General features: G+C 69.8%; 16 protein-coding genes. 5 read left to right on the top strand and 11 right to left on the bottom strand.

Features of this window, described 5'->3' with window-relative positions; all coding sequences use genetic code 11:
- Positions 1-22 precede the first annotated feature (22 nt).
- The 7 genes from ML342_RS10285 to ML342_RS10255 all read right to left on the bottom strand — a co-directional run bounded on the left by ML342_RS10285 (position 23) and on the right by ML342_RS10255 (position 9,009).
- Entirely contained in the window at positions 23-2,257 is a 2,235-nt protein-coding gene (locus ML342_RS10285) for a glycosyltransferase family 2 protein (protein ID WP_240126960.1), read from the bottom strand.
- Positions 2,250-3,578 carry an ABC transporter ATP-binding protein gene (locus ML342_RS10280; protein ID WP_240126959.1) on the bottom strand — a complete coding sequence of 443 codons (1,329 nt, stop codon included), beginning with the start codon at positions 3,576-3,578 and terminating at the stop codon, positions 2,250-2,252. The genes ML342_RS10285 and ML342_RS10280 overlap by 8 nt, the downstream gene beginning before the upstream one ends.
- Positions 3,568-4,374: an ABC transporter permease gene (locus ML342_RS10275; protein ID WP_240126958.1), complete on the bottom strand. Its 807-nt coding sequence runs from the start codon at positions 4,372-4,374 to the stop codon at positions 3,568-3,570. The genes ML342_RS10280 and ML342_RS10275 overlap by 11 nt, the downstream gene beginning before the upstream one ends.
- Before the next feature lie 19 nt (positions 4,375-4,393).
- A complete protein-coding gene (locus tag ML342_RS10270) occupies positions 4,394-5,557 on the bottom strand; it encodes a cystathionine gamma-synthase (RefSeq protein WP_240126957.1) in 1,164 nt (387 codons plus the stop codon).
- A gap of 77 nt (positions 5,558-5,634) precedes the next feature.
- The gene (locus tag ML342_RS10265) at positions 5,635-7,011 is read right to left on the bottom strand and encodes a pyridoxal-phosphate dependent enzyme (RefSeq protein WP_240126956.1); all 1,377 of its coding nucleotides are present in this window, start codon (positions 7,009-7,011) and stop codon (positions 5,635-5,637) included.
- A gap of 111 nt (positions 7,012-7,122) precedes the next feature.
- Positions 7,123-7,338: an HP1242/YdcH family protein gene (locus ML342_RS10260; protein WP_240126987.1), complete on the bottom strand. Its 216-nt coding sequence runs from the start codon at positions 7,336-7,338 to the stop codon at positions 7,123-7,125.
- A 462-nt stretch (positions 7,339-7,800) separates the two neighbouring features.
- Positions 7,801-9,009 (bottom strand): OmpA family protein, encoded by a 1,209-nt coding sequence (locus ML342_RS10255; RefSeq protein WP_338065004.1) that lies wholly within the window; start codon positions 9,007-9,009, stop codon positions 7,801-7,803.
- A 145-nt stretch (positions 9,010-9,154) separates the two neighbouring features.
- On the opposite strand from ML342_RS10255, the gene ML342_RS10250 reads away from it, so the two are divergent.
- Positions 9,155-10,261 carry a PilT/PilU family type 4a pilus ATPase gene (locus ML342_RS10250; RefSeq protein WP_240126954.1) on the top strand — a complete coding sequence of 369 codons (1,107 nt, stop codon included), beginning with the start codon at positions 9,155-9,157 and terminating at the stop codon, positions 10,259-10,261.
- A 24-nt stretch (positions 10,262-10,285) separates the two neighbouring features.
- Here ML342_RS10250 and maiA read toward each other — a convergent pair whose 3' ends face one another.
- From maiA to ML342_RS10235, 3 genes are all read right to left on the bottom strand, one after another.
- The gene (gene maiA, locus ML342_RS10245; protein ID WP_240126953.1) at positions 10,286-10,951 is read right to left on the bottom strand and encodes a maleylacetoacetate isomerase; all 666 of its coding nucleotides are present in this window, start codon (positions 10,949-10,951) and stop codon (positions 10,286-10,288) included.
- Between the two features lie 67 nt (positions 10,952-11,018).
- On the bottom strand, positions 11,019-12,008 hold the full coding sequence (locus tag ML342_RS10240; RefSeq protein WP_240126952.1) for a fumarylacetoacetate hydrolase family protein: 990 nt from the start codon (positions 12,006-12,008) through the stop codon (positions 11,019-11,021).
- A 7-nt stretch (positions 12,009-12,015) separates the two neighbouring features.
- Positions 12,016-12,801, bottom strand: coding sequence for a 2OG-Fe dioxygenase family protein (locus ML342_RS10235; RefSeq protein ID WP_240126951.1), 786 nt, complete (start codon positions 12,799-12,801; stop codon positions 12,016-12,018).
- A gap of 125 nt (positions 12,802-12,926) precedes the next feature.
- On the opposite strand from ML342_RS10235, the gene argS reads away from it, so the two are divergent.
- From argS to ML342_RS10220, 3 genes are read left to right on the top strand one after another with little or no spacing between them, the layout of a single operon-like run.
- Positions 12,927-14,615: an arginine--tRNA ligase gene (gene argS / locus ML342_RS10230; protein ID WP_240126950.1), complete on the top strand. Its 1,689-nt coding sequence runs from the start codon at positions 12,927-12,929 to the stop codon at positions 14,613-14,615.
- Positions 14,615-15,376 carry an SPOR domain-containing protein gene (locus tag ML342_RS10225; protein WP_240126949.1) on the top strand — a complete coding sequence of 254 codons (762 nt, stop codon included), beginning with the start codon at positions 14,615-14,617 and terminating at the stop codon, positions 15,374-15,376. The genes argS and ML342_RS10225 overlap by 1 nt, the downstream gene beginning before the upstream one ends.
- A gap of 30 nt (positions 15,377-15,406) precedes the next feature.
- Positions 15,407-16,162, top strand: a complete 756-nt coding sequence (locus tag ML342_RS10220) for an SDR family oxidoreductase (protein WP_240126948.1) — start codon at positions 15,407-15,409, stop codon at positions 16,160-16,162.
- 178 nt (positions 16,163-16,340) lie between these two features.
- On the opposite strand, the gene speA is transcribed toward ML342_RS10220, so the two are convergent.
- Complete coding sequence (speA, locus tag ML342_RS10215; protein WP_240126947.1) at positions 16,341-18,227, bottom strand: arginine decarboxylase; 1,887 nt, start codon at positions 18,225-18,227, stop codon at positions 16,341-16,343.
- A 156-nt stretch (positions 18,228-18,383) separates the two neighbouring features.
- Between speA and speE the strand changes: the two genes are divergently transcribed.
- Positions 18,384-19,238 (top strand): polyamine aminopropyltransferase, encoded by an 855-nt coding sequence (gene speE, locus ML342_RS10210; RefSeq protein ID WP_240126946.1) that lies wholly within the window; start codon positions 18,384-18,386, stop codon positions 19,236-19,238.
- The last annotated feature ends 93 nt before the right edge of the window (positions 19,239-19,331 follow it).

The raw sequence follows: 19,331 nt of genomic DNA, 5'->3' as shown, positions 1-19,331 counted from the left end.
CAAGAGCAGCCCCTTTCCGGCATCACCCCGCAGATGGAAGCAATTCTATTTGACCCCCCAACGCCATCCACTCCCCCCTCGCCCGCGGCCGCGGGCTGGTGGCGAGGGTGAAGGCTTCGCCGTCGAGGCTGAGGTTGGGGTTGTAGGCGGGGTCGTCGTCGAGCAGCGCGCCCCAGCGCGCGCGCATGAAATCGGCCTCGCGCTGCAGGCGGGCCTGCTTGTGCGGATCGGTATCCGGGCCGCGGGTGGCGGATTCGGCGTGCACCAGCCGCGCGTGCGGCGTCCATACGTTGCGATAGCCGGCGGCGCGCAGGCGCAGGCACAGATCCACGTCGTTGAACGCCACCGGCAGCGCCTCGTCCAGCCCGCCCACGGCATCGAACGCTTCGCGTCGCAGGACCAGGCAGGCGCCGGTGACGGCGGAAAGTTCCTGCGCCAGACGCAGGCGCCCCATCTGGCCATCGCTGTCCGCGGGATGGCCGCACCACGGATGCGCGGCCACGCCCCCGATACCCAGCAGAACGCCCGCATGCTGGATGCGTCCGTCCGGATACAGCAGCAGCGCACCGACCGCGCCGATCCCGGGGCGCAGCGCCTCGGCTACCATCGCGCGCAGCCAGCCCGGCTCGATCACGACGATGTCGTTGTTGACCAGGCCGAGCACGCGGCCCGTGGCCTGGCGCGCGGCGAAGTTGTTGATCGCCGAATAGTTGAAGGGCGCATCGAAGCGCAGCACGCGCACCCGCGCATCGCGCGCGATCGCCGCCAGGTAGTCGCGGGTCTGCGCCTCCACCGAGCCGTTGTCCACCACCAGCACTTCCAGCGCCGGGTAATCGGTGGCGTGCAGCAGGCCCTCCACGCAGGGGCGCAGCAGGTCCACGCGGTCGCGGGTGGGCACGATCAACGACACCCGCGGCGGTGGCGACGGCAGCGCGCGGCGGACGCGCAGGCGTCCGGGCGCGAGGATCTCCACCTCTGCCGCCTGTCCGCTGCGCTGCAGATGCGCCTGCACCGCGCGCTGCGCGGCCGCGGTGGCGTAGTCCTTCGCCGCCGGATCGGCCGCACTGGAAGCGGCATGCATCCGCCAGTGGTAGAGCACCTGCGGCACGTGCCCGATCTCGTCGGACTGCAAACGCTCCACGCAGCGCAGCGCCAGGTCCCAGTCCTGGCTGCCATCCACGCCGGGCGCGAAGCCACCGACCTCGCGCAGGAGGTCGGCGCGGTACATCGCCAGATGGCCGATGCAGTTCTGCCCGAGCAGCAGGGTGTGGTTGAAGTCGGGCTTGAAATAGGGATCGCAGCGGCGGCCGTCGGCGTCGAGCTTGTCCTCGTCGGAATACAGCATCCGCCAGCGCGGGTGCGCCAGCGCGGCGCGCACCATCTCCAGCAGCGCGTGCGGCGCGAGCAGGTCGTCGTGGTCGAGCAGCGCCACCCACTCGCCGCGGGCCAGCGCCAGCGCATCGTTGCTGGCCGCGGCGATGTGGCCGTTGCGGGCGCGGAACACGGCGCGGATGCGGCCATCACGCCGGCAGTAGTCCTCGATCAGCGCGCGCACCTGCGGCGAAGTCGAGGCATCGTCGGCGATGCACAGCTCCCAGTCCGGATAGACCTGGGCACGCACGCTGTCGAGGCAGGCGCGCAGCCATTCCAGCGGCGGGTCGTATACCGGCAGCAGGATCGACACCCGCGGTCTTGCCGGCAGCGCTGCGAGCCTGCGCGCGCGCGCCGCAGGCCGGGCGTGCGGGTCGAGCGCGCGCGCCAGCAGCCAGGCAGCATAGGGATCGAGCGGCGCGCCCAGGCGCTGCCGGTACTGCGCATAGGCCCAGTCTCCGGCCGCGCGCGCGCCGCGGCGCAGCCGCCACGCCGCGCCCAGCGCCAGGCCCAGCGCCGCGCCGGGGCCGGCCTGGCGGGCGAGATCCGCCAGCATCGCCGCCAGCGCGCGGACCTTGCCGATCCGGCGCATCCGCACCTGCGCGCGCACGCCGGCATCCGCATGTCCGGGGACACCCAGGCGCAGCGCCTGGGTGTCCATCCGCAGCCGGATCAGGGCGCGCAGGCGGCCATCCCGGGCCACCGGCGGCAGGCTCACGCAGGCTTCGTCCGCGCACGGCGGCCCCGCGTCCTCGACCAGCAGGCACGGCCGCAAGCCCGCCACGGACGCCGCGTGCAGCCGCATCTGCAGCCGGTACCAGCCGCCCGCATGCAGGCCACCCGCCGGAGCCGGCAAATCCAGTGGCAGCGGTTGAAACTCACCCATCGAGCACGTCCAGCGCAATGTCCAGCATCGGCAAGCCGAGCATGCCGGTCGGCAGGCCCTGCCCCTCGGCATGCAGCGCCAGCGCCGCGTGCGACCAGTACTGCACGATGTGTTCGGCCTGGGTGCCGCGCGAGAGGCCGATCGCGAACACGTACTCGCCGGCCTGCAGGCGCGGCATGCGGAAGGTGAAGCGCGCGCGGTAGCGGGCACCAGCCGGTACGTGCAGCGGCGCTTCGGCGGTGGTGAGATAGGTGTTGTCGCCGAACAGCAGCTGGCCGAGCCGGTCCTTGAGGTAGAAGCCGACGATCGGCGAGGGTAGCGGGGCCAGCGCTTCCGCCACGATATCCAGGGTCACCAGCTCGCCGCCCACCACGGTGGCCAGGCGCCGGCCCTGGGCATCGCGCAGGGCGACGTCGCACAGGCGCGCGCTGCCCTCGCCGAAGCCGACGTCGCGCGCCGGGTCGAACACCGGCACCTGGATGTCGTTGCGCAGCGCGCTGCGCAGCAGGAGATCCTCGCGCACGTCACGCTCGAGCGCGACATGCGCACTGGTCACCGCCAGCCGCGGGCGGTCCTCCGGCACCCCCTCGCGCGCGGCGATCTGCGATTCCAGATAGGCCTCCCCGACTTCGCGCGCCGGCCCGTCCATGCGCAGCCGCCCCTGCTCCAGCCACAGCGCGCGCGCGCACAGCGCGTTGACCGCCGCGGTATCGTGGCTGACCAGCAGCAACGTGCCGCGCTGCTGGAACTCGCGCAGAAAGCGCATGCACTTCTGGGCGAAGAACACATCGCCCACGGCCAGCGCCTCGTCGATCAGCAGGATGTCGGCATCCACGTGCGCCAGCACCGCGAACGCCAGCCGCACCAGCATGCCGCTGGAATAGGTGCGCACCGGCTGCTGCGCGAACGCGCCGATGTCGGCGAACGCCAGGATGTCAGGCAGGCGCTGCTCGATCTGGGCGCGGCTCAGGCCGTGCAGCGCGGCGTTGAGCATCACGTTCTCGACCCCGGTGAACTCCGGATTGAAACCGCTGCCCAGCTCCAGCAGCGCCGCCACCCGGCCCTGCACCTGCAGCGTGCCGGTGGTCGGCGGCAGCGTGCCGGCCAGCAGCTGCAGCAGGGTGGATTTGCCGGACCCATTGCGGCCGATGATGCCCACCGACTCGCCGCGCCGCACTTGCAGGTCCAGATCGCGCAGCGCCCAGAACGCCTGCCCGCGCGCGCGCCCGTCCAGCAGTTCGAGCAGGCGCTGCCAGGGCTTGGCATAGGCGGCATAGCGCTTGCCGATGCCGTGCGCGGCGATCGCCCACTCACAGGACATCGGCAAACCCCACCTGCAGGCGCCGGAACAGGGCCTGCGCCAGCAGCGCGAACAGCAGCGCCAGCAGCGCATACCCTGCCAGCTGCGGCCACTGCGGCCACAGCCCGAGGAACAGCACGCGCCGCAGCTGGTCGATGAGGGTGGTGAGCGGATTCACCAGGAACAGCCAGCGCCAGCCGACCGGCACCGCCGCGGGCGGTACCAGCGCCGACGACAGCAGCAGCGCGGCGGTGGCCAGCGGCGCCACCAGCTGGCCGAGATCGCGCAGGTACACGCCGAGCGCGCCCAGGCTCCACAGCAGGCCCAGCAGCAGCGGCAGCAGCGGCAGCAGCACCAGCGGCAGCGCCAGCAGGGTGGGCGGCAGGCTGCCGCGCCGCAGCGCGAGCGCCAGCATCAGCACCAGCAGGTTCATCGCCAGATGGAACAGCGCCGAGGCCAGCACCGGCCAGGCCAGCAGCGCGAGCGGAAAGCGCACCCGGGTGACATAGTTGGGCTGCGCGGTCACCAGCGTGGGCGCACGCGCCAGGCATTCGGCGAACGCCGCGTGCACCGCAAGCCCTGCAAATACCCACAGCGCGAACTCGCCCAGGCCGTGCAACCCCGGCCACTGGCCGCGGGCCAGGTGGCCGAAGGCCAGGGTGTACACCAGCAGCATCAGCAGCGGCGTGGCCAGCGCCCACAGCGCGCCCAGGCCGGTGCCGCGGTATTTGCCGGCCAGCTCGCGCCGGATCAACTCCCATGCCAGCGTGCGCTGATCGGCGCGCACCGGCAGCAGCCGTTTCAGCCCATCGCGCATGCGCCGGCCCCGGGCGCGCTCATCCGGCCAGCGCCTGCGCCAGATCGGCGCGCAGGTCGGCGACATCCTCGACCCCGACGCTCAGCCGCAGCAGGGCGTCGTCGATCCCGAGCTGCGCGCGCCGCGCGGGCGGGATCGAGGCATGGGTCATCAGCGCCGGATGGTTCACCAGCGACTCCACCCCGCCGAGCGACTCGGCCAGGGTGAACAGCTGCAGCCGCTCGCACACGCGCCTGGCCGCGTCGAAGCCGCCCTTGAGGCGGATCGACAGCATCCCGCCGAAGCCGGCCATCTGGCGCGCGGCCAGCGCATGGTGCGGATGCGACGGCAGGCCAGGATAGATCACCTCCGCCACCGCATCGTGCGTCTGCAGCCACTGCGCCAGCGCCAGCGCGTTGTCGCAATGCGCGCGCATGCGCAGGTGCAGGGTCTTCAGTCCGCGCAGGGCGAGGAAGCTGTCGAACGGCCCCTGCACCGCGCCGACCGAGTTCTGCAGGAAGGCCAGCCGCTCAGCCAGCTCGGCGTCGTCGCCGACCACCAGCATGCCGCCCACCATGTCGGAATGGCCGTTGAGGTATTTGGTGGCCGAGTGCATGACGATGTCCGCGCCGAGCGCCAGCGGCCGCTGCAGGATCGGCGAGGCGAAGGTGTTGTCGACTGCGACCAGCAGCCCGTGCGCCTTGGCGATGGCCGCGATCGCGGCGATGTCCACGACCTTCAGCAGCGGGTTGGTGGGGGTCTCGATCCACACCAGCTTCGTCTTCGGCGTGATCGCCGCCGCCAGCGCCTCGGGATCGGTGAGATCGACATAGCTGAACTGAAGGCCGGCGCTGCGCCGGCGCACGCGCTCGAACAGGCGGTAGCTGCCGCCGTAGAGATCGTCCATCGCGATCACGTGGTCGCCGTGATCGAGCAGCTCCAGCAGCGTGGCCAGGGCCGCCAGCCCGGAGGCGAAGGCAAAGCCGCGGCGGCCGCCCTCCAGCGCCGCCACGCAGCGCTCGTAGGCGAAGCGCGTGGGGTTGTGGGTGCGCGAGTACTCGAAGCCCTGGTGCACGCCCGGGCTGGACTGCGCATAGGTGCTGGTGGCGTAGATCGGCGGCATCACCGCGCCGGTGGACGGGTCCGGGTGCTGCCCGCCGTGGATGGCCAAGGTGCCAAGGGCGAGGTCGTGCTGGCTGGTCATGAAGGATCCACGTATGCCTGGTGAAAAAAGAGGATCGCGTGCCTGGCGGGCCGCGGCGACCGTGCGGTGCACGGGGCTTACTGCACCCGGCGCCGCAGGTAGTTGAGCAGGTCGATGCGGGTGATCAGGCCGAGGAACTTCTCGCCGTCCATCACGATCGCCACATGCCCGCGGTCGAACACCGGCAGCAGCGCCTCCACCGGCGCGCGCACGTCGATCAGATCCAGCTTGCGGACCATCGCGCTGGCCACCGGGTCGCGGAAGCGCGCTTCCTCGCCATACACGTGCAGCAGCAGGTCGGATTCGTCCACGATGCCGACGATGCGCTCGCCCTCCAGCACCGGCAGCTGGCTGACGTCGTACAGCTTCATCCGCTGCCAGGCGGTGAGCAGCAAGTCGTGCGGACCGACCACGATGGTGTCGCGCTGCGCGAACGGGCGCAGGATCAGATCGCGCAGATCGCCGTGCTGCGCGCGCGCCATAAAGCCGTTGTCCAGCATCCAGTAGTCGTTGTACATCTTCGACAGGTAGCGGTTGCCGGTGTCGCAGATGAAAGTGAGCACGTTCTTCGGCGTGGTCTGCTCGCGGCAGTAACGCAGCGCGGCGGCGACCAGGGTGCCGCTCGAGGAGCCGCCGAGGATGCCCTCCTGCTCCAGCAGCGCGCGCGCGGTCTGAAAGCTCTCGCGATCCGGGATCGCATAGGCCTTGCGCACCCGGGAAAAATCGGCGATCGAAGGCAAAAAATCCTCGCCGATCCCTTCCACCATCCAGCTGCCCGACTTGTCGCTCAATGTGCCGCGGTTGATGTATTCCTCGAGGATCGAGCCGACCGGGTCGGCCAACACCAGTTCGGTGTGCGGCGAGTGCTGGGCGAAGCAGCGCGACAATCCGGTCATGGTGCCGGAACTGCCGCAGCCGAACACGATGGCGTCCAGCCCGCCGACCTCGGCCATCTGGCGCAGGATCTCGGGGCCGGTGCCGAACTCGTGCGCAGCCGGGTTGTCGGGGTTGCCGAACTGGTTGATGAAGTAGGCGCCCGGCGTCTCGGCGGCGATCCGCGCGGCCAGGTCCTGGTAGTAGTCGGGATGGCCCTTGGCGACGTCGCTGCGGGTCAGCACCACCTGCGCGCCCATCGCCTTGAGGTTGAAAATCTTCTCGCGCGACATCTTGTCGGGCACGACCAGGATCAGCTTGTAGCCCTTCTGCTGCGCGGCCAGCGCCAGGCCGATGCCGGTATTGCCGGCGGTGCCTTCGACCAGGGTCGCGCCGGGCTTGATGTCGCCGCGCTTTTCGGCGGCCTCGATCATGGCCATGCCGATCCGGTCCTTGATCGAACCGCCCGGGTTCTGGCTTTCCAGCTTCAGGTACAGCGTGCAGGGGCCGGTCTCGAGGCGGCGGACGCGGACGATCGGCGTATCGCCGATCAAATCGAGGACGGAATCGTGGATGGCCATGGGATGCCTGCGTGCGGAGCAGGCCCGGATTCTAGCAGCGGCTCCCGTCTGGCCCGGGCGGCGCGTTCCCGGCCGGCGCGGGCCGGGAACGCGTCCTTTGCCTGCGCGCGTTCAGTGCGCGCGTTCGTACATTTGTAGCAATCGCTGCTTGGCCGCAAGCTTCTCGCGCTTCATCTGGCTCAAGGTCACGTCGTCGATCGGCAGCACGCCCAGTTCCGCATCCAGAACCTGGCGATCCAGTTCACGGTGCCGGTAGTACAGCTGCCGGAACTCGCTGTTGGCCTTCATCAATGCTTCGATTTCCGCCTGCGGTTGAGCTTCGAACATGGAAACCTCCTGACTCGACATGGGCCATGCCCGGCCTTGGCGCGCGGGCATGGCAGGGAAACGGCAGCAGCGTGGCCGCTGCCGGGGAACGCCGTCGCCCGCCCAGGGCGAGCGACGGTTCTGCACGGCCGGCGCGGGCCGGCGCGCAAAAACACGACGCCCCGGCGCGAGGGCGCGGGGCGTCTGCAGGAACGGGCGAAACAGGAACGGGCAAACACCAGGCGTGGTGGCATCGCTGCGCGCGCCGCGCCCGGCAACCCGGCTTGCGGCGGCCCTCGCGCGGGCCTTCGGTGCAATGGCGAACGGATCGTGCATCGGCCGGTCTCCGTCCGGTGGGCGGAGCATTCCGCCTCCCGGGACATCGACCCTACGCCTGCCAAACGCGCTTGGCAAGGGTTCGCGCGGACCGCCGATCAGACCTGCGACAGGCTCCGAAAAATCATCGCAAGTTCATGATATCCATCATGATTTTTGTGCGACCACAACCTCCACCCTGCGGTTTTTTGCACGCCCAGCCGCGGTACGGTTGTCGGCCACCGGCGCCTCCGCGCCCCGGCCCTGCGCGGTGACCCGCGCGCGCTCCACCCCGGCAGCCACCAGCGCCGCCCGCACCTGCTGCGCGCGGCGCTCGGACAGGCTGCGGTTGGCCGCCGCATCGCCCTGATTGTCGGTATAGCCGATCACCTGCACCGGCCCCCCGGGCAGCGCCGCCAGGTACAGGCCCAGCGCCTTGAGGCTGGCCGCCGCTGCCGGCGTCAGCTTGGCTTGCCCGGGCGCGAAGGCGTCGCCGGCCAGGGTGTACACCTCGCCGCGCGCGTCGCGCTGCATCGGCGGCAGCTTGGCCCCGGCCACCAGCTCGGCCTCCTTGCGCGCCAGCGCGGCTTCCTGCGCGCGCGCTGCCTCCGCCTTGGCCTGCTGTTCGGCCTGCGCCCCATCCAGCGCCGCCTCGGCCTGCTGCGCCTGCGCACGCAACCGCTCGGCCTCCTCCGCCTGCAGCTGGGCCTGGATGCGCAACCGCTCGGCCTCGGCACGCGCGCGCTCGGCATCGCGCCGACTGGCCTCTACCAGCAGTTCGCTGCGTTCGCGCTCCATCCGGTCCAGCGCGCGCCGGGCGGCCTCCACCCGCGCCGCCAGCTCGGCGATCTCCACCCGCTGCTGAGCACGCGCCAGCGCCGCCGGCAGCGCTTTGCGGCTGACCGTCGCCAGCGCCGCGAGCGCCTGCCGCGCCTGCAGCCGCTCGTACTGCGCGAACGGGTTGAGCCGGATGTCCGCGTCCAGCGCCTGCAGGCGCTGCTCGGGCGTACCGGCCGGGACCGGGATGTCGAGCGGAACGTCCGCAGCGCCCGCCTCGACCGGCATTTGCAGCTGCCGCCGCAGGCGCGTCAGCTCGTCCTGCTTCTGGCGCCAATCGGCGCGCACTTTCGCCGCGCTGCTGCGCACCCACGCCAGATCCGCCTCGGCGGCGGCAGCCAGCGCGCCGTCGCGGGCCTCGTCGTTGCGACCGCGCGCCGACGCGACCTGCGCCGCCTGCAGCGCGCTGCGCGCGGCGGCCAGGGCATCCGCCGCATATTGGTCGGCATCGGCGGCCTCGGCGCGCGCCAGCGCCTGCTGCGCGGTGTCCAGCTCGGCCGTCGGCGGCGGCAGGCTGGCGCAAGCTGCGATCAGCGTCACACCCGCGCAGAAAGGGAGATACAGGGCCTTACGGAAGTATGCGAAGCTTGGGCGCATGTCGGTCGCGGCTGTACAGGGGCGGTCGCGGGCATTGTGGGAAGGCATCGCTCGTGATGCAACGCCCATGCACAGCGTGAGGGAACCCATGGATATCAGCCACTATTTCAAGCTGATGGCGGAGAAAAACGCCTCGGACATGTTTCTGTCCACCGGCGCGCCGATCAACATCAAGATCGAGGGCATGCTGCATCCCGTCAGCGAGGCCCACTTGGGTCCGGGCGAATGCCGCGACATCGCCTACGGCCTGATGGACGCCACCCAGATCGCCGAGTTCGAACGCGAGAAAGAACTGAACATGGCGATCTCGGTGCCTGGCTGCGGGCGCTTCCGCGTCAACGTGTTCCAGCAGCGCGGCGAGGTCGGGCTGGTGATCCGCGCGATCCGCAGCGAGATCCCCACGATCGAGGAGCTGCAGCTGCCATCGGTGCTGAAAGACATCATCATGGCTCCGCGCGGGCTGGTGCTGATCGTCGGCTCCACCGGCTCCGGCAAGTCCACCACGCTGGCGTCGATGATCGACCATCGCAACAGCACCACCACCGGCCACATCCTCACCATCGAGGACCCGATCGAATACCTGCACCGGCACAAGCTGTCGGTCGTCAACCAGCGCGAAGTCGGCCTGGATACCCACAGCTTCCACGCCGCGCTGAAGAACGCGATGCGCGAGGCCCCGGACGTGATCCTGATCGGCGAGATCCGTGATGCCGAGACGATGGACGCGGCGATCGCGTTCGCCGAGACCGGCCACATCTGCCTGGCCACGCTGCACTCCAACAATGCCGACCAGACCATCGAGCGCATCCTCAACTTCTTTCCCGAGGGCGCACACAAGAACGTGCTGATGAACCTCGCGCTGAATCTGAAGGCGGTCATCAGCCAGCGCCTGGTGCTGGGCGTGGACGGTCGCCGCCTGCCGGCCACCGAAGTGCTGATCAACACGCCGCTGATCCGCGATCTGCTGCGTCGCGGCCAGGTGCACGAAATCAAGGCCGCGATGGAAAATTCGCTGCAGGAAGGCATGCACAGCTTCGACCAGTGCCTGTTCCGGCTGTACAAGGAAGGCAGGATCGAGATGGAAGAGGCGCTCAGAGCGGCAGACTCGCGCGACGGTCTGGCCCTGAAGTTCCGGCTCTCGGAAGGCGCCAGCGGCGAGCACGACCCCTACGCCGACGTGTTCGGCACGCACTGACGCGCGCCACGGCGCCCGCGCGGCTCAGCCGGGTGCTGGCGCGTCCGGCTGACGTTCGGGGCGGGCCGCATCGAATGCCGGCAAGGCCAGGCAGGCGGCCTCGATCCGGCGAATGGTCGGGTACGGGGTCAGATCGACCCCGAACCGGCGCGCGTTGTACACCTGCGGGATCAGGCAGCAGTCGGCCAGGGTCGGCATTTCGCCTTCGCAGAAATCGCCGGTGGAAGGGTGGTCGGCCAGGTGCGCCTCGAGCGCGCGGAAGCCTTCTTCGATCCAGTGCCGCACCCAACCGTCGCGCTCCGGCTGCGGCACGCCCCACTCGCGATCCAGATACTGCAGCACGCGCAGGTTGTTGAGGGGGTGGATGTCGCAGGCCACCAACATCGCCAGTGCGCGCACGCGCTGGCGCTCGCGCGCGGTGGCCGGCAGCAGCGCCGGCTCCGGCCATACCTCATCGAGGTATTCGAGGATTGCCAGCGACTGGGTCAGGCGGCGCTGGCCATGGAACAGGGTGGGCACCAGCGCCTGCGGGTTGATCGCGCGGTAGTGCTCGGAATGCTGCTGGCCGCCATCGAGCACCAGGTGGACCGGCACGGTGTCATACGCCAGCCCTTTCAGATTGAGCCCGATCCGCACCCGATAGGCGGCGCTGGAGCGCCAGTAGGAATACAGCCGCAAGGATTCGCTCATCTCTCCACCTCCACGCTGCCCGTCCCGGCGCGCCGCGCCGCCCGTCCACTATAGCCGCTTGCCGTCTTCAGCCGATGGGCGCCTGCTGGATCCGCTGCTCGATCGCCCCAAACACGCTGCGGCCATCGCGATCCAGCATCTCGATCCGCACCACGTCGCCGAAATGCAGGAACGGGGTCAGTGGCTTGCCATGCTCCAGGGTTTCCACCGTGCGCTTCTCGGCGAAACAGGACGCGCCCTTGCTGGTGTCCTGGTTGGCTACGGTGCCAGAGCCGACCAGGGTGCCGGCGGTCAGCGGGCGGGTCTTGGCCGCATGCGCCACCAGCTGGGCGAAATCGAACTGCATGTCCACGCCCGCGTCCGGGGCGCCGAACCACTGCCCGTTGATGTGGGTCAGCAGCGGCAGATGCACCTTGTTGTCTTGCCAGGCCGGCCCCAGCTCGTCGGGGGTGACCAGCACCGGGCTGAGCGCGCTGCGCGGCTTGGACTGCAAGAAACCGAAGCCCTTGGCCAGCTCGTCCGGGATCAGGTTGCGCAGCGAGACGTCGTTGACCAGGCCGATCAGCTGGATATGCGCGGCGGCCTGCGCCGGGCTGACCCCCATCGGCACGTCGTCGGTCACCACCACTACTTCGGCCTCGAGGTCGATGCCGTAGTCCTCGCTGGCCACCAGCACCGGATCGCGCGGGCCGTAGAACCCGGCGCTGGTGGCCTGGTACATCAGCGGATCGACGTAAAAGCTCTCCGGCACCTGCGCCCCGCGCGCGCGGCGCACGCGCTCCACGTGCGGCAGATAGGCGCTGCCATCGACGAACTCGTAGGCACGCGGCAGCGGCGCCGCCAGCGCCTGCATGTCGAGCGCGAACTCACCGGCGACCGGCCCGGCCTCCAGCGCCTCGGCCAGCGCGTTCAGGCGCGGCGCGGCCTGCTGCCAATCGTCCAGCGCGCGCTGCAGGGTCGGCGCGATGCCGTCGGCGCGCACCGCGCGGGTCAGATCGCGCGAGACCACGACCAGGGTGCCGTCGCGCCCGCCTTCCTTGAGAGAGCCCAGTTTCATTGCGACCTCATGCTGCCGGGTGGGATTGGTTGCAATTGTAATCGTCGTCGCCCAGAAAGCCGGCACTGCGGAAGGTCAGCACCAGGGTGTCGCGGTGGCCGTCCCGGCCTTCGATCGCGGGCTGGATGGGAGTCGTCTCATGAATCACCCGCGCATCGTCCAGCAGCAGCAGCGACCACGGCTCGGCCAGGGTGAAGCGCTGGCCGTCTGGTCCGTCGGCGGCGAATACCCGCGTCTCGCCGCCTTTGATCGCCTGCCGCGCCACCAGCAGCACCGCGACGAAATCCACCCCGTCGCGATGCGCGCCTTCCGGAGTGGGGCGACCGATGCCGCCGCAGGTGTCGATCCGGAACTGGTGCGCCTCGACATACCAGCATGGCACCGCCGGGCGCTGGCGGCTGCAGACGGCGGCCAGCCCCAGCACCAGCGGCGCGAAGCCCGGGGCGGCCACGGTGGCCGGGTCCAGCGGCGCGAACCAGCGGCGCATGCCGCCATGCAGGGCGTTGTACTCGCGCGGCTGCCAGTGCGCGCGATGCGGGACTGGGCGCAACTGCCCGGCCTCGACCACGAACGAGCCGTGCCGGCGGTAGCGATAGCGGCCACCATCCTTGAGGTACTCGTCCGCCGGCAGGTCGTCCCAGCCGGGGGCCAGCGCCTGCAACGCGGCCAGCGGCACGCCCGCCAGCGCCGCCACGTCGTCCGCGCCCAGCACGGCATAGCCGCGCTCGCGCAAGGCCTGATCGAGCGCCGGCAGCGCGATCCGGGGCGGCGGAAAACTGGTGACGGCCGACATTGAGTTGAAGATCCGGCAAACGTAAGGCACCCATTCTCGCACCCACCGCTGCCCCGCGGCCTGCTTCGACCCAACCGGATTGCGACGTACAATGCACGGCCTCGTATTGGCAACCCCCCAGCCCTGTGAAAGCCCAGCTCCGCGCCCTGATCGACCAGGGCCTGACCGCCCTGCGTTCCGCCGGCAGCCTGCCGACCGACCTCGCTGCCCCCGACTTCGTGATCGAACGTCCGAAGGAGCGCGCGCACGGCGATTTCTCCACCAACGTCGCGATGCTGCTGGCCAAGGCGGCCAAGACCAATCCGCGCGCGCTGGCGCAGCAGCTGGTCGCGGCGCTGCCGCCCTCGGACGCCATCGCCAAAGTCGAGATCGCCGGACCTGGCTTCATCAACTTTCACCTGACCCCTGGCGCGTGGCAGCAGCAGGTGCGTGCCATCCACGCCGCCGGCATGCGCTTCGGCCACAACACCAGCGGCGGCGGGCGCACGGTCGGGGTCGAATACGTCTCGGCCAACCCCACCGGCCCGCTGCACGTCGGCCACGGCCGCGCCGGCGCGATCGGCGACTGCATCGCGCGGGTGCTGGCCGCCAATGGCTGGAACGTGAAGCGCGAGTTCTACTACAACGACGCCGGCGTGCAGATCGAGAATCTGGCGCGCTCGGTGCAGGCGCGCGCCAAGGGGCTTGCGCCCGGTGATCCCGGCTGGCCGGCCGATGCCTACAACGGCGACTACATCGCGGATGTCGCCGCCGCCTACCTGCGCGGAGAACGCGTGGACGTGGAGGGCCACGTGGTCGCCGGCAAGGACGACGCCGACGACCTCGACGCCATCCGCCGCTTCGCGGTGGCCTACCTGCGGCGCGAGCAAAATGCGGATCTGGCAGCGTTCGGCGTCAGTTTCGACGTGTATTTCCTGGAATCCTCGCTGTATGCCGACGGCAAGGTGGAAGAGACCGTGCAGCGCCTGATCGCGAACGGCTACACCTATGAGGACGGCGGCGCGCTGTGGCTGCGCACCACCGCCTTCGGCGACGACAAGGACCGGGTGATGCGCAAGTCCGATGGCACTTACACCTATTTCGTGCCGGACGTGGCCTACCACCTGTCCAAGTGGCAGCGTGGCTACGAGCGCGCAATCACCGAGCTCGGCGCCGACCACCACGGCTCGCTGGCGCGCGTGCGCGCCGGGCTGCAGGCGCTGGACTGCGGCATCCCTGCCGGCTACCCGGATTACGTGCTGCATCAGATGGTGACGGTCATGCGCGGCGGCGAGGAGGTAAAGCTGTCCAAGCGCGCCGGCAGCTACCTGACCCTGCGCGACCTGATCGACGAAGTGGGCCGCGATGCCACCCGCTGGTTCCTGATCGCGCGCAAGCCGGATTCGCAGCTGGTGTTCGACATCGATCTCGCGCGTTCGCAGTCCAACGACAACCCGGTCTACTACGTGCAGTACGCACATGCCCGCATCTGCAGCCTGCTGCGCCAGGCCGAGGACAAGGGCCACGCGCACGATCCCGCGCGCGGGCAGGCCGCGCTCGACCGTCTGGACGATGCGCCGGCGCAGGAGTTGCTGCGCGAGCTGTCGCGCTTCCCGGAAGTCGTCGAGACCGCCGGCGCGACGCTGGAACCGCATCTGATCGCGCAATACCTGCGCGAGCTGGCGCAGGCCTTCCACGCCTGGTACCACGCCAGTCCCGTGCTGGTGGAGGATGCCGATCTGCGCGACGCCCGCCTGGCGCTGGCGCTGGCGACCCGCCAGGTGCTGGCCAACGGCCTCGACCTGCTGGGCGTATCCGCCCCGGAGCGCATGTGATGGCGGCACGGCGTGGCAAATCCCAGGCGCGCCGCAGCGGCGGCGACGGGCTGCCCGGCTGGGCCTGGCTGCTGATCGGGGTGGCGCTGACCCTGCTCGCGGTCCTGCTGGTTCCGCGCTACCTGAAGTCCAACGGCGGCGACGGCTTCTTCCGTCCGCGCCCGAACCCGAACGCGCTGCCGGCTGCGGTCAACGGCGAAGGCGAAGCCATCGCGCCGGACGCCGCCCCGACCGATGCCTCTGCGCCCACCCCCGGCGCGCCCAAGCCAACCCGGTACGACTTCTACACCCTGCTGCCGGGCCACGAGGTGGCCATGAGCGACGCCGAACTGGCCGCCAGCGCCAAGGCCGAAGCCGAAGCCGCCGCGCGCGCGCGCCAGCAGGGCGACGCCGAAACCAAGCCCGCCGACGCCACCGTGCTGCCGCCGCCGCTCGGCGATGCGCCCGCCAGCCCCGCGCCATCTCCTGAACCCTCCCCGGCCAAGGCGTCTGCGCCCCCGCCGTCGGCGGTGGAGCCGACCGCCGACGGCGCGCGCTATCTCCTGCAGGCCGGCGCGTTCGCCGCCTCCGGAGATGCCGAGGCGCTGAAGGCCAGAATCGCCCTGCTCGGCCTGAACGCGCGGGTGGAGTCGGCGCAGATCGGCGACAAGACCGTTTACCGGGTTCGCCTGGGCCCGTATGGCAGCACCGCCGAACTCAGCGACGCCAAGGCCAAGCTCGCCGACGGCGGCCTGTCCGCGATCGCGGTCAAGCTGCACTGACACTCCCGCCACATCTCTCCGCGCATGCACATGCCAACTGCTCGCACTGCCCTGATCACCGGCGCCACCGCGGGTTTCGGCCGCGCCAGCGCGCGCCGGTTCGTCGCCGCCGGCTGGCAGGTGATCGCCACCGGCCGCCGCGCCGATCGTCTGGATGCCCTGCGCGCGGAGTTGGGCGAGGCCCTGCATCCGGCCTGCTTCGACATCCGCGACGAAGCCGCGATGTGCGCCGCGCTGGACGCGCTGCCGGAGCGCTTCCGCGGGATCGACCTGCTGGTGAACAACGCCGGCCTGGCGCTTGGCACCAAGCCCGCGCAGGAGGCCCTGCTGTCCGACTGGAACACCATGATCGACACCAACGTCACCGCGCTGGTGACGTTGACCCACGCGCTGCTGCCCACGCTCATCGCGCGCGAGGGCGCGATCATCAACATCAGCTCGGTGGCAGGCACCTACCCCTATACCGGCGGCAACGTGTACGGCGGCACCAAGGCCTTCGTCAGCCAGTTCTCGCTGGGCCTGCGCTGCGACCTGCACGGCACCGGCGTGCGCGTCACCAGCATCGAACCGGGCATGGCCGAAACCGAGTTCACCGTGGTCCGCACCCACGGCGACCAGGCCGCCTCGGACAAGCTCTACGCCGGCGCCCACCCAATGACCGCCGAGGACATCGCCGAGGCGATCTTCTGGGTCGCCAGCCTGCCGCCGCACCTCAACGTCAACCGGCTCGAACTGATGCCGACCTCGCAATCGTTCGCCGGCTTCCAGGTCCACCGCTCGCCCTAGGGAACCTCTGATCAAATCAGAGGTTCCTGCCGGCCATGGAGGGCCGGCCACGCATCAATCGCACAAGTGATTGATGCGTGGGCGCCGAGTCCGGGCCTGCACCGGACCCGGCGCGGCTGACAACGCCCGGATGGCGTTGCCCAGACCTTCCCCGGGGGCTCAGCCGCCGCGGCGGCGCTCACTGCGGCGTGTCGTCGAGGTAGGTGTAGGCAGTCAGACCGGCTTCCAGCGCCGCCTTCAGCGCTTCGCTCTCGGCCGCTGGCAGGTTCGCCGCGTCCACCTTCGCGGCGTATTCGCGGCGCAGGTCGGCGAGCTTGTAGCCCACGTAGTCCAGCATCACGTCGGTGGTATCGCCGCGGCGCTGCCGCGTGATCGCAAACCCATCGCCCTCGCAGCGCACCTCGATGGCATCAGTGTCGCCGAACAGGTTATGGATATCGCCCAGGATTTCCTGGTAGGCGCCAACCAGGAAGAACCCCAGCCGGTAGCTCTCGCCCTTGCGCAGCTCGTGCAGCGGCAGTGAGGAATCGAGGTCCTCGTTCTCCACGTAGGTGTCGATCTTGCCATCGGAATCGCAGGTGAGGTCGCAGATCACCCCGCGCCGGGTCGGCGCTTCGTTGAGGCGCTCGATCGGCACGATCGGGAACACCTGGTCGATCGCCCACACGTCGGGCATCGACTCGAACACGCTGAAGTTGACGAAGTACTTGTCCACCAGCCGTTCGTTGAGCTCGTCCAGCAGGTCGCGGTGGCTCTTCTCGTCATAGCTCAGGCGCGCCTTCACCGCGTGCGCGATGGCGTAGAACAGATCGTCGATGCGCGCGCGCTGGACCAGGTCCAGCTGGCCCAGCGCAAACAGGCTCAGCCCATCGGCGTGCGCCTGGCTGGCCTCGTGGAAGACCTCGACCGCCGGGCGCTGGGCCATCTCCGCATGCAGTTCGCGCAGCTGGCGCACCGGGCTGGACTCGTCGGCATGCGGCTCCGGCACGCGGCCTTCCGGTGCGCGCTCCACCTCGCTGACGTTGGCGACCAGCACCGCGTGGTGGGCGGTCATCGCGCGTCCGCATTCGGTGATGATGCGCGGTGGCGGAAGCCCCTCGGCGCGACAGGCCTCCGCCAGCGGCTGCACGATGCTGGAGGCGTAGTGGTGGATGCCGTAGTTGACCGAGTTGAACGAGCGTGAGCGGGTGCCCTCGTAGTCGATGCCGAGGCCGCCGCCGACATCCACGTAGCGGATGGTCGCGCCCAGGCGCGAGAGCTCGACGAAATAGCGGGTGGCCTCGCGCATGCCGGCGGCAATGTCGCGCACGTTGCTGATCTGGCTGCCCATGTGGAAATGCAGCAGCTGCAGGCAGTCGCCCATGCCGGCATCGCGCAGCTCCTTCCACAGGGTCAGCAGCTGGCGCGGATCCAGCCCGAACTTGGCCTTGTCGCCGCCGCTGTTCTGCCACTTGCCGGCGCCCAGCGACGCCAGCCGCATGCGCACGCCCAGGCCCGGCTGCACGCCCAGCGCGGCCGCTTCCTCCAGCGCCACCTTCAGCTCGGAAGGCTTCTCGATGACGATGAAGGTCTCCAGCCCCAGCTTGCGCCCGATCAGCGCCAGCCGGATGTATTCGCGGTCCTTGTAGCCGTTGCAGACGATCAACCCGCCAGGCCTGCTCAGCGCCAGCACCGCCATCAGCTCCGGCTTGCTGCCGGCCTCCAGCCCGAAGCCCTCGCCGTGATGCGCGGCCAGAGTGCCCGCCACGCCGGCATGCTGGTTGACCTTGATCGGATACACCGCGGTGTAGCCGCCGGCGTAGTCCCAATCCTGCTGGGCCTGCGCGAACGCCGCCTGCAGTTTGGCGAGGCGATCCCCGAGAATGTCGGGGAAGCGCACCAGCACCGGAAGATGGCCGCCCTGCGCCAGCGAGGCGTCCACCACCTCCGGCAGCGCGATGACCGGACCCCGCCCCCCACGCGGGCGCACCACGATGCGACCACTGGGATCGACGTCGAAATAGCCGTCCGCCCAATGCGGGATCGAATAGGTCTTGCGGGCGAGGTCGGAGGACCAGTCGGTCATGGGGGACTTCCGGGCAGCGCGAACGGATGCGCATTCTACAGGCGCTACAATGCGCGCCCCATGCCAGGGCTCCACGTCCACGGGCGCCCGGCCATCATCCCAACGACCGTCCACGCCCGCCTATGCGGGCAGATTGCCATCCCAGGAGCCATCGCCATGACCCCGTCCACCTGGCTGCACGAACAGTTCGACAAGACCGGCTCTGCGATCGGCTTCCGCATCGTCCGCAAGCTGGACGAAGTGCAGTCGCCGTTCCAGAAGATCGAGATCTATGAATCGACCGACTGGGGCAACCTCATGCTGATCGACGGCGCGATGATGCTGACCACGCGCGACAACTTTTTCTATCACGAAATGATGGCGCACCCGGCGCTGTTCACCCATCCGGATCCGAAGCGCGTGGTGATCATCGGCGGCGGCGACTGCGGAACGTTGCGCGAGGTGCTGCGCCACCCGGGCGTGGAGAAAGCCGTGCAGTGCGACATCGACGAGCAGGTGACGCGCATGGCGGAGAAATACTTCCCCGAACTGTGCGAATCCAACGGTGATCCGCGCGCCGAGCTGCTGTGGGACGATGGCATCGCCTACATGGCCAACTGCGCGCCGGGAAGCGTGGACATCGTGATCGTCGATTCCACCGACCCGGTCGGCCCGGCGGAGGGGCTGTTCAACAAGGCCTTCTTCGAAAGCTGCCACCGCGCGCTGAAGGACGACGGCATCCTGATCCAGCAGAGCGAATCGCCGCTGGCGCTGCTCGACCTCATCCAGGCGATGCGCGCCGAGATGCGCAAGGCCGGCTTTGCGAGCTTCCAGACCCTGCCGTTCCCGCAGCCCTGCTATCCCACCGGCTGGTGGAGCTGCACCATGGCGAAAAAGGCGGCAAATGCCGATTTCGGCTTCCGCGAAGCCGATGCGCGCGCCAAGGCGTTCCCCACCCGCTACTACAGCGCGGACGTGCACAAAGGCGCCCAAGACCTGCCGCCATTCGTGGCGCAGGCATTGGACAGCTGAAAACATCCCGCTGGCGGAACCCAGGGCGCGAAACTGATCGAAACTGCGATTTGCGGCACAATCGCCGTCACCGAAATGTCATAGGTTGACATT

Source organism: Thermomonas alba, assembly GCF_022419205.1.
In the GTDB taxonomy this organism is placed as follows: Bacteria; Pseudomonadota; Gammaproteobacteria; order Xanthomonadales; family Xanthomonadaceae; genus Thermomonas; species Thermomonas alba.
The sequence above is the reverse complement of the archived record's forward strand: the minus strand, read 5'-3'. Positions and strand labels throughout refer to the sequence as shown.

Coding starts and splice junctions, on each gene's coding strand:
- ML342_RS10285 (WP_240126960.1), bottom strand. CDS start 2,257: ATGGGTGAGTTTCAACCGCTGCCACTGGATTTGCCGGCTCCGGCGGGT.
- ML342_RS10280 (WP_240126959.1), bottom strand. CDS start 3,578: ATGTCCTGTGAGTGGGCGATCGCCGCGCACGGCATCGGCAAGCGCTAT.
- ML342_RS10275 (WP_240126958.1), bottom strand. CDS start 4,374: ATGCGCGATGGGCTGAAACGGCTGCTGCCGGTGCGCGCCGATCAGCGC.
- ML342_RS10270 (WP_240126957.1), bottom strand. CDS start 5,557: ATGACCAGCCAGCACGACCTCGCCCTTGGCACCTTGGCCATCCACGGC.
- ML342_RS10265 (WP_240126956.1), bottom strand. CDS start 7,011: ATGGCCATCCACGATTCCGTCCTCGATTTGATCGGCGATACGCCGATC.
- ML342_RS10260 (WP_240126987.1), bottom strand. CDS start 7,338: ATGTTCGAAGCTCAACCGCAGGCGGAAATCGAAGCATTGATGAAGGCC.
- ML342_RS10250 (WP_240126954.1), top strand. CDS start 9,155: ATGGATATCAGCCACTATTTCAAGCTGATGGCGGAGAAAAACGCCTCG.
- maiA (WP_240126953.1), bottom strand. CDS start 10,951: ATGAGCGAATCCTTGCGGCTGTATTCCTACTGGCGCTCCAGCGCCGCC.
- ML342_RS10240 (WP_240126952.1), bottom strand. CDS start 12,008: ATGAAACTGGGCTCTCTCAAGGAAGGCGGGCGCGACGGCACCCTGGTC.
- ML342_RS10235 (WP_240126951.1), bottom strand. CDS start 12,801: ATGTCGGCCGTCACCAGTTTTCCGCCGCCCCGGATCGCGCTGCCGGCG.
- ML342_RS10225 (WP_240126949.1), top strand. CDS start 14,615: ATGGCGGCACGGCGTGGCAAATCCCAGGCGCGCCGCAGCGGCGGCGAC.
- ML342_RS10220 (WP_240126948.1), top strand. CDS start 15,407: ATGCCAACTGCTCGCACTGCCCTGATCACCGGCGCCACCGCGGGTTTC.
- speA (WP_240126947.1), bottom strand. CDS start 18,227: ATGACCGACTGGTCCTCCGACCTCGCCCGCAAGACCTATTCGATCCCG.
- speE (WP_240126946.1), top strand. CDS start 18,384: ATGACCCCGTCCACCTGGCTGCACGAACAGTTCGACAAGACCGGCTCT.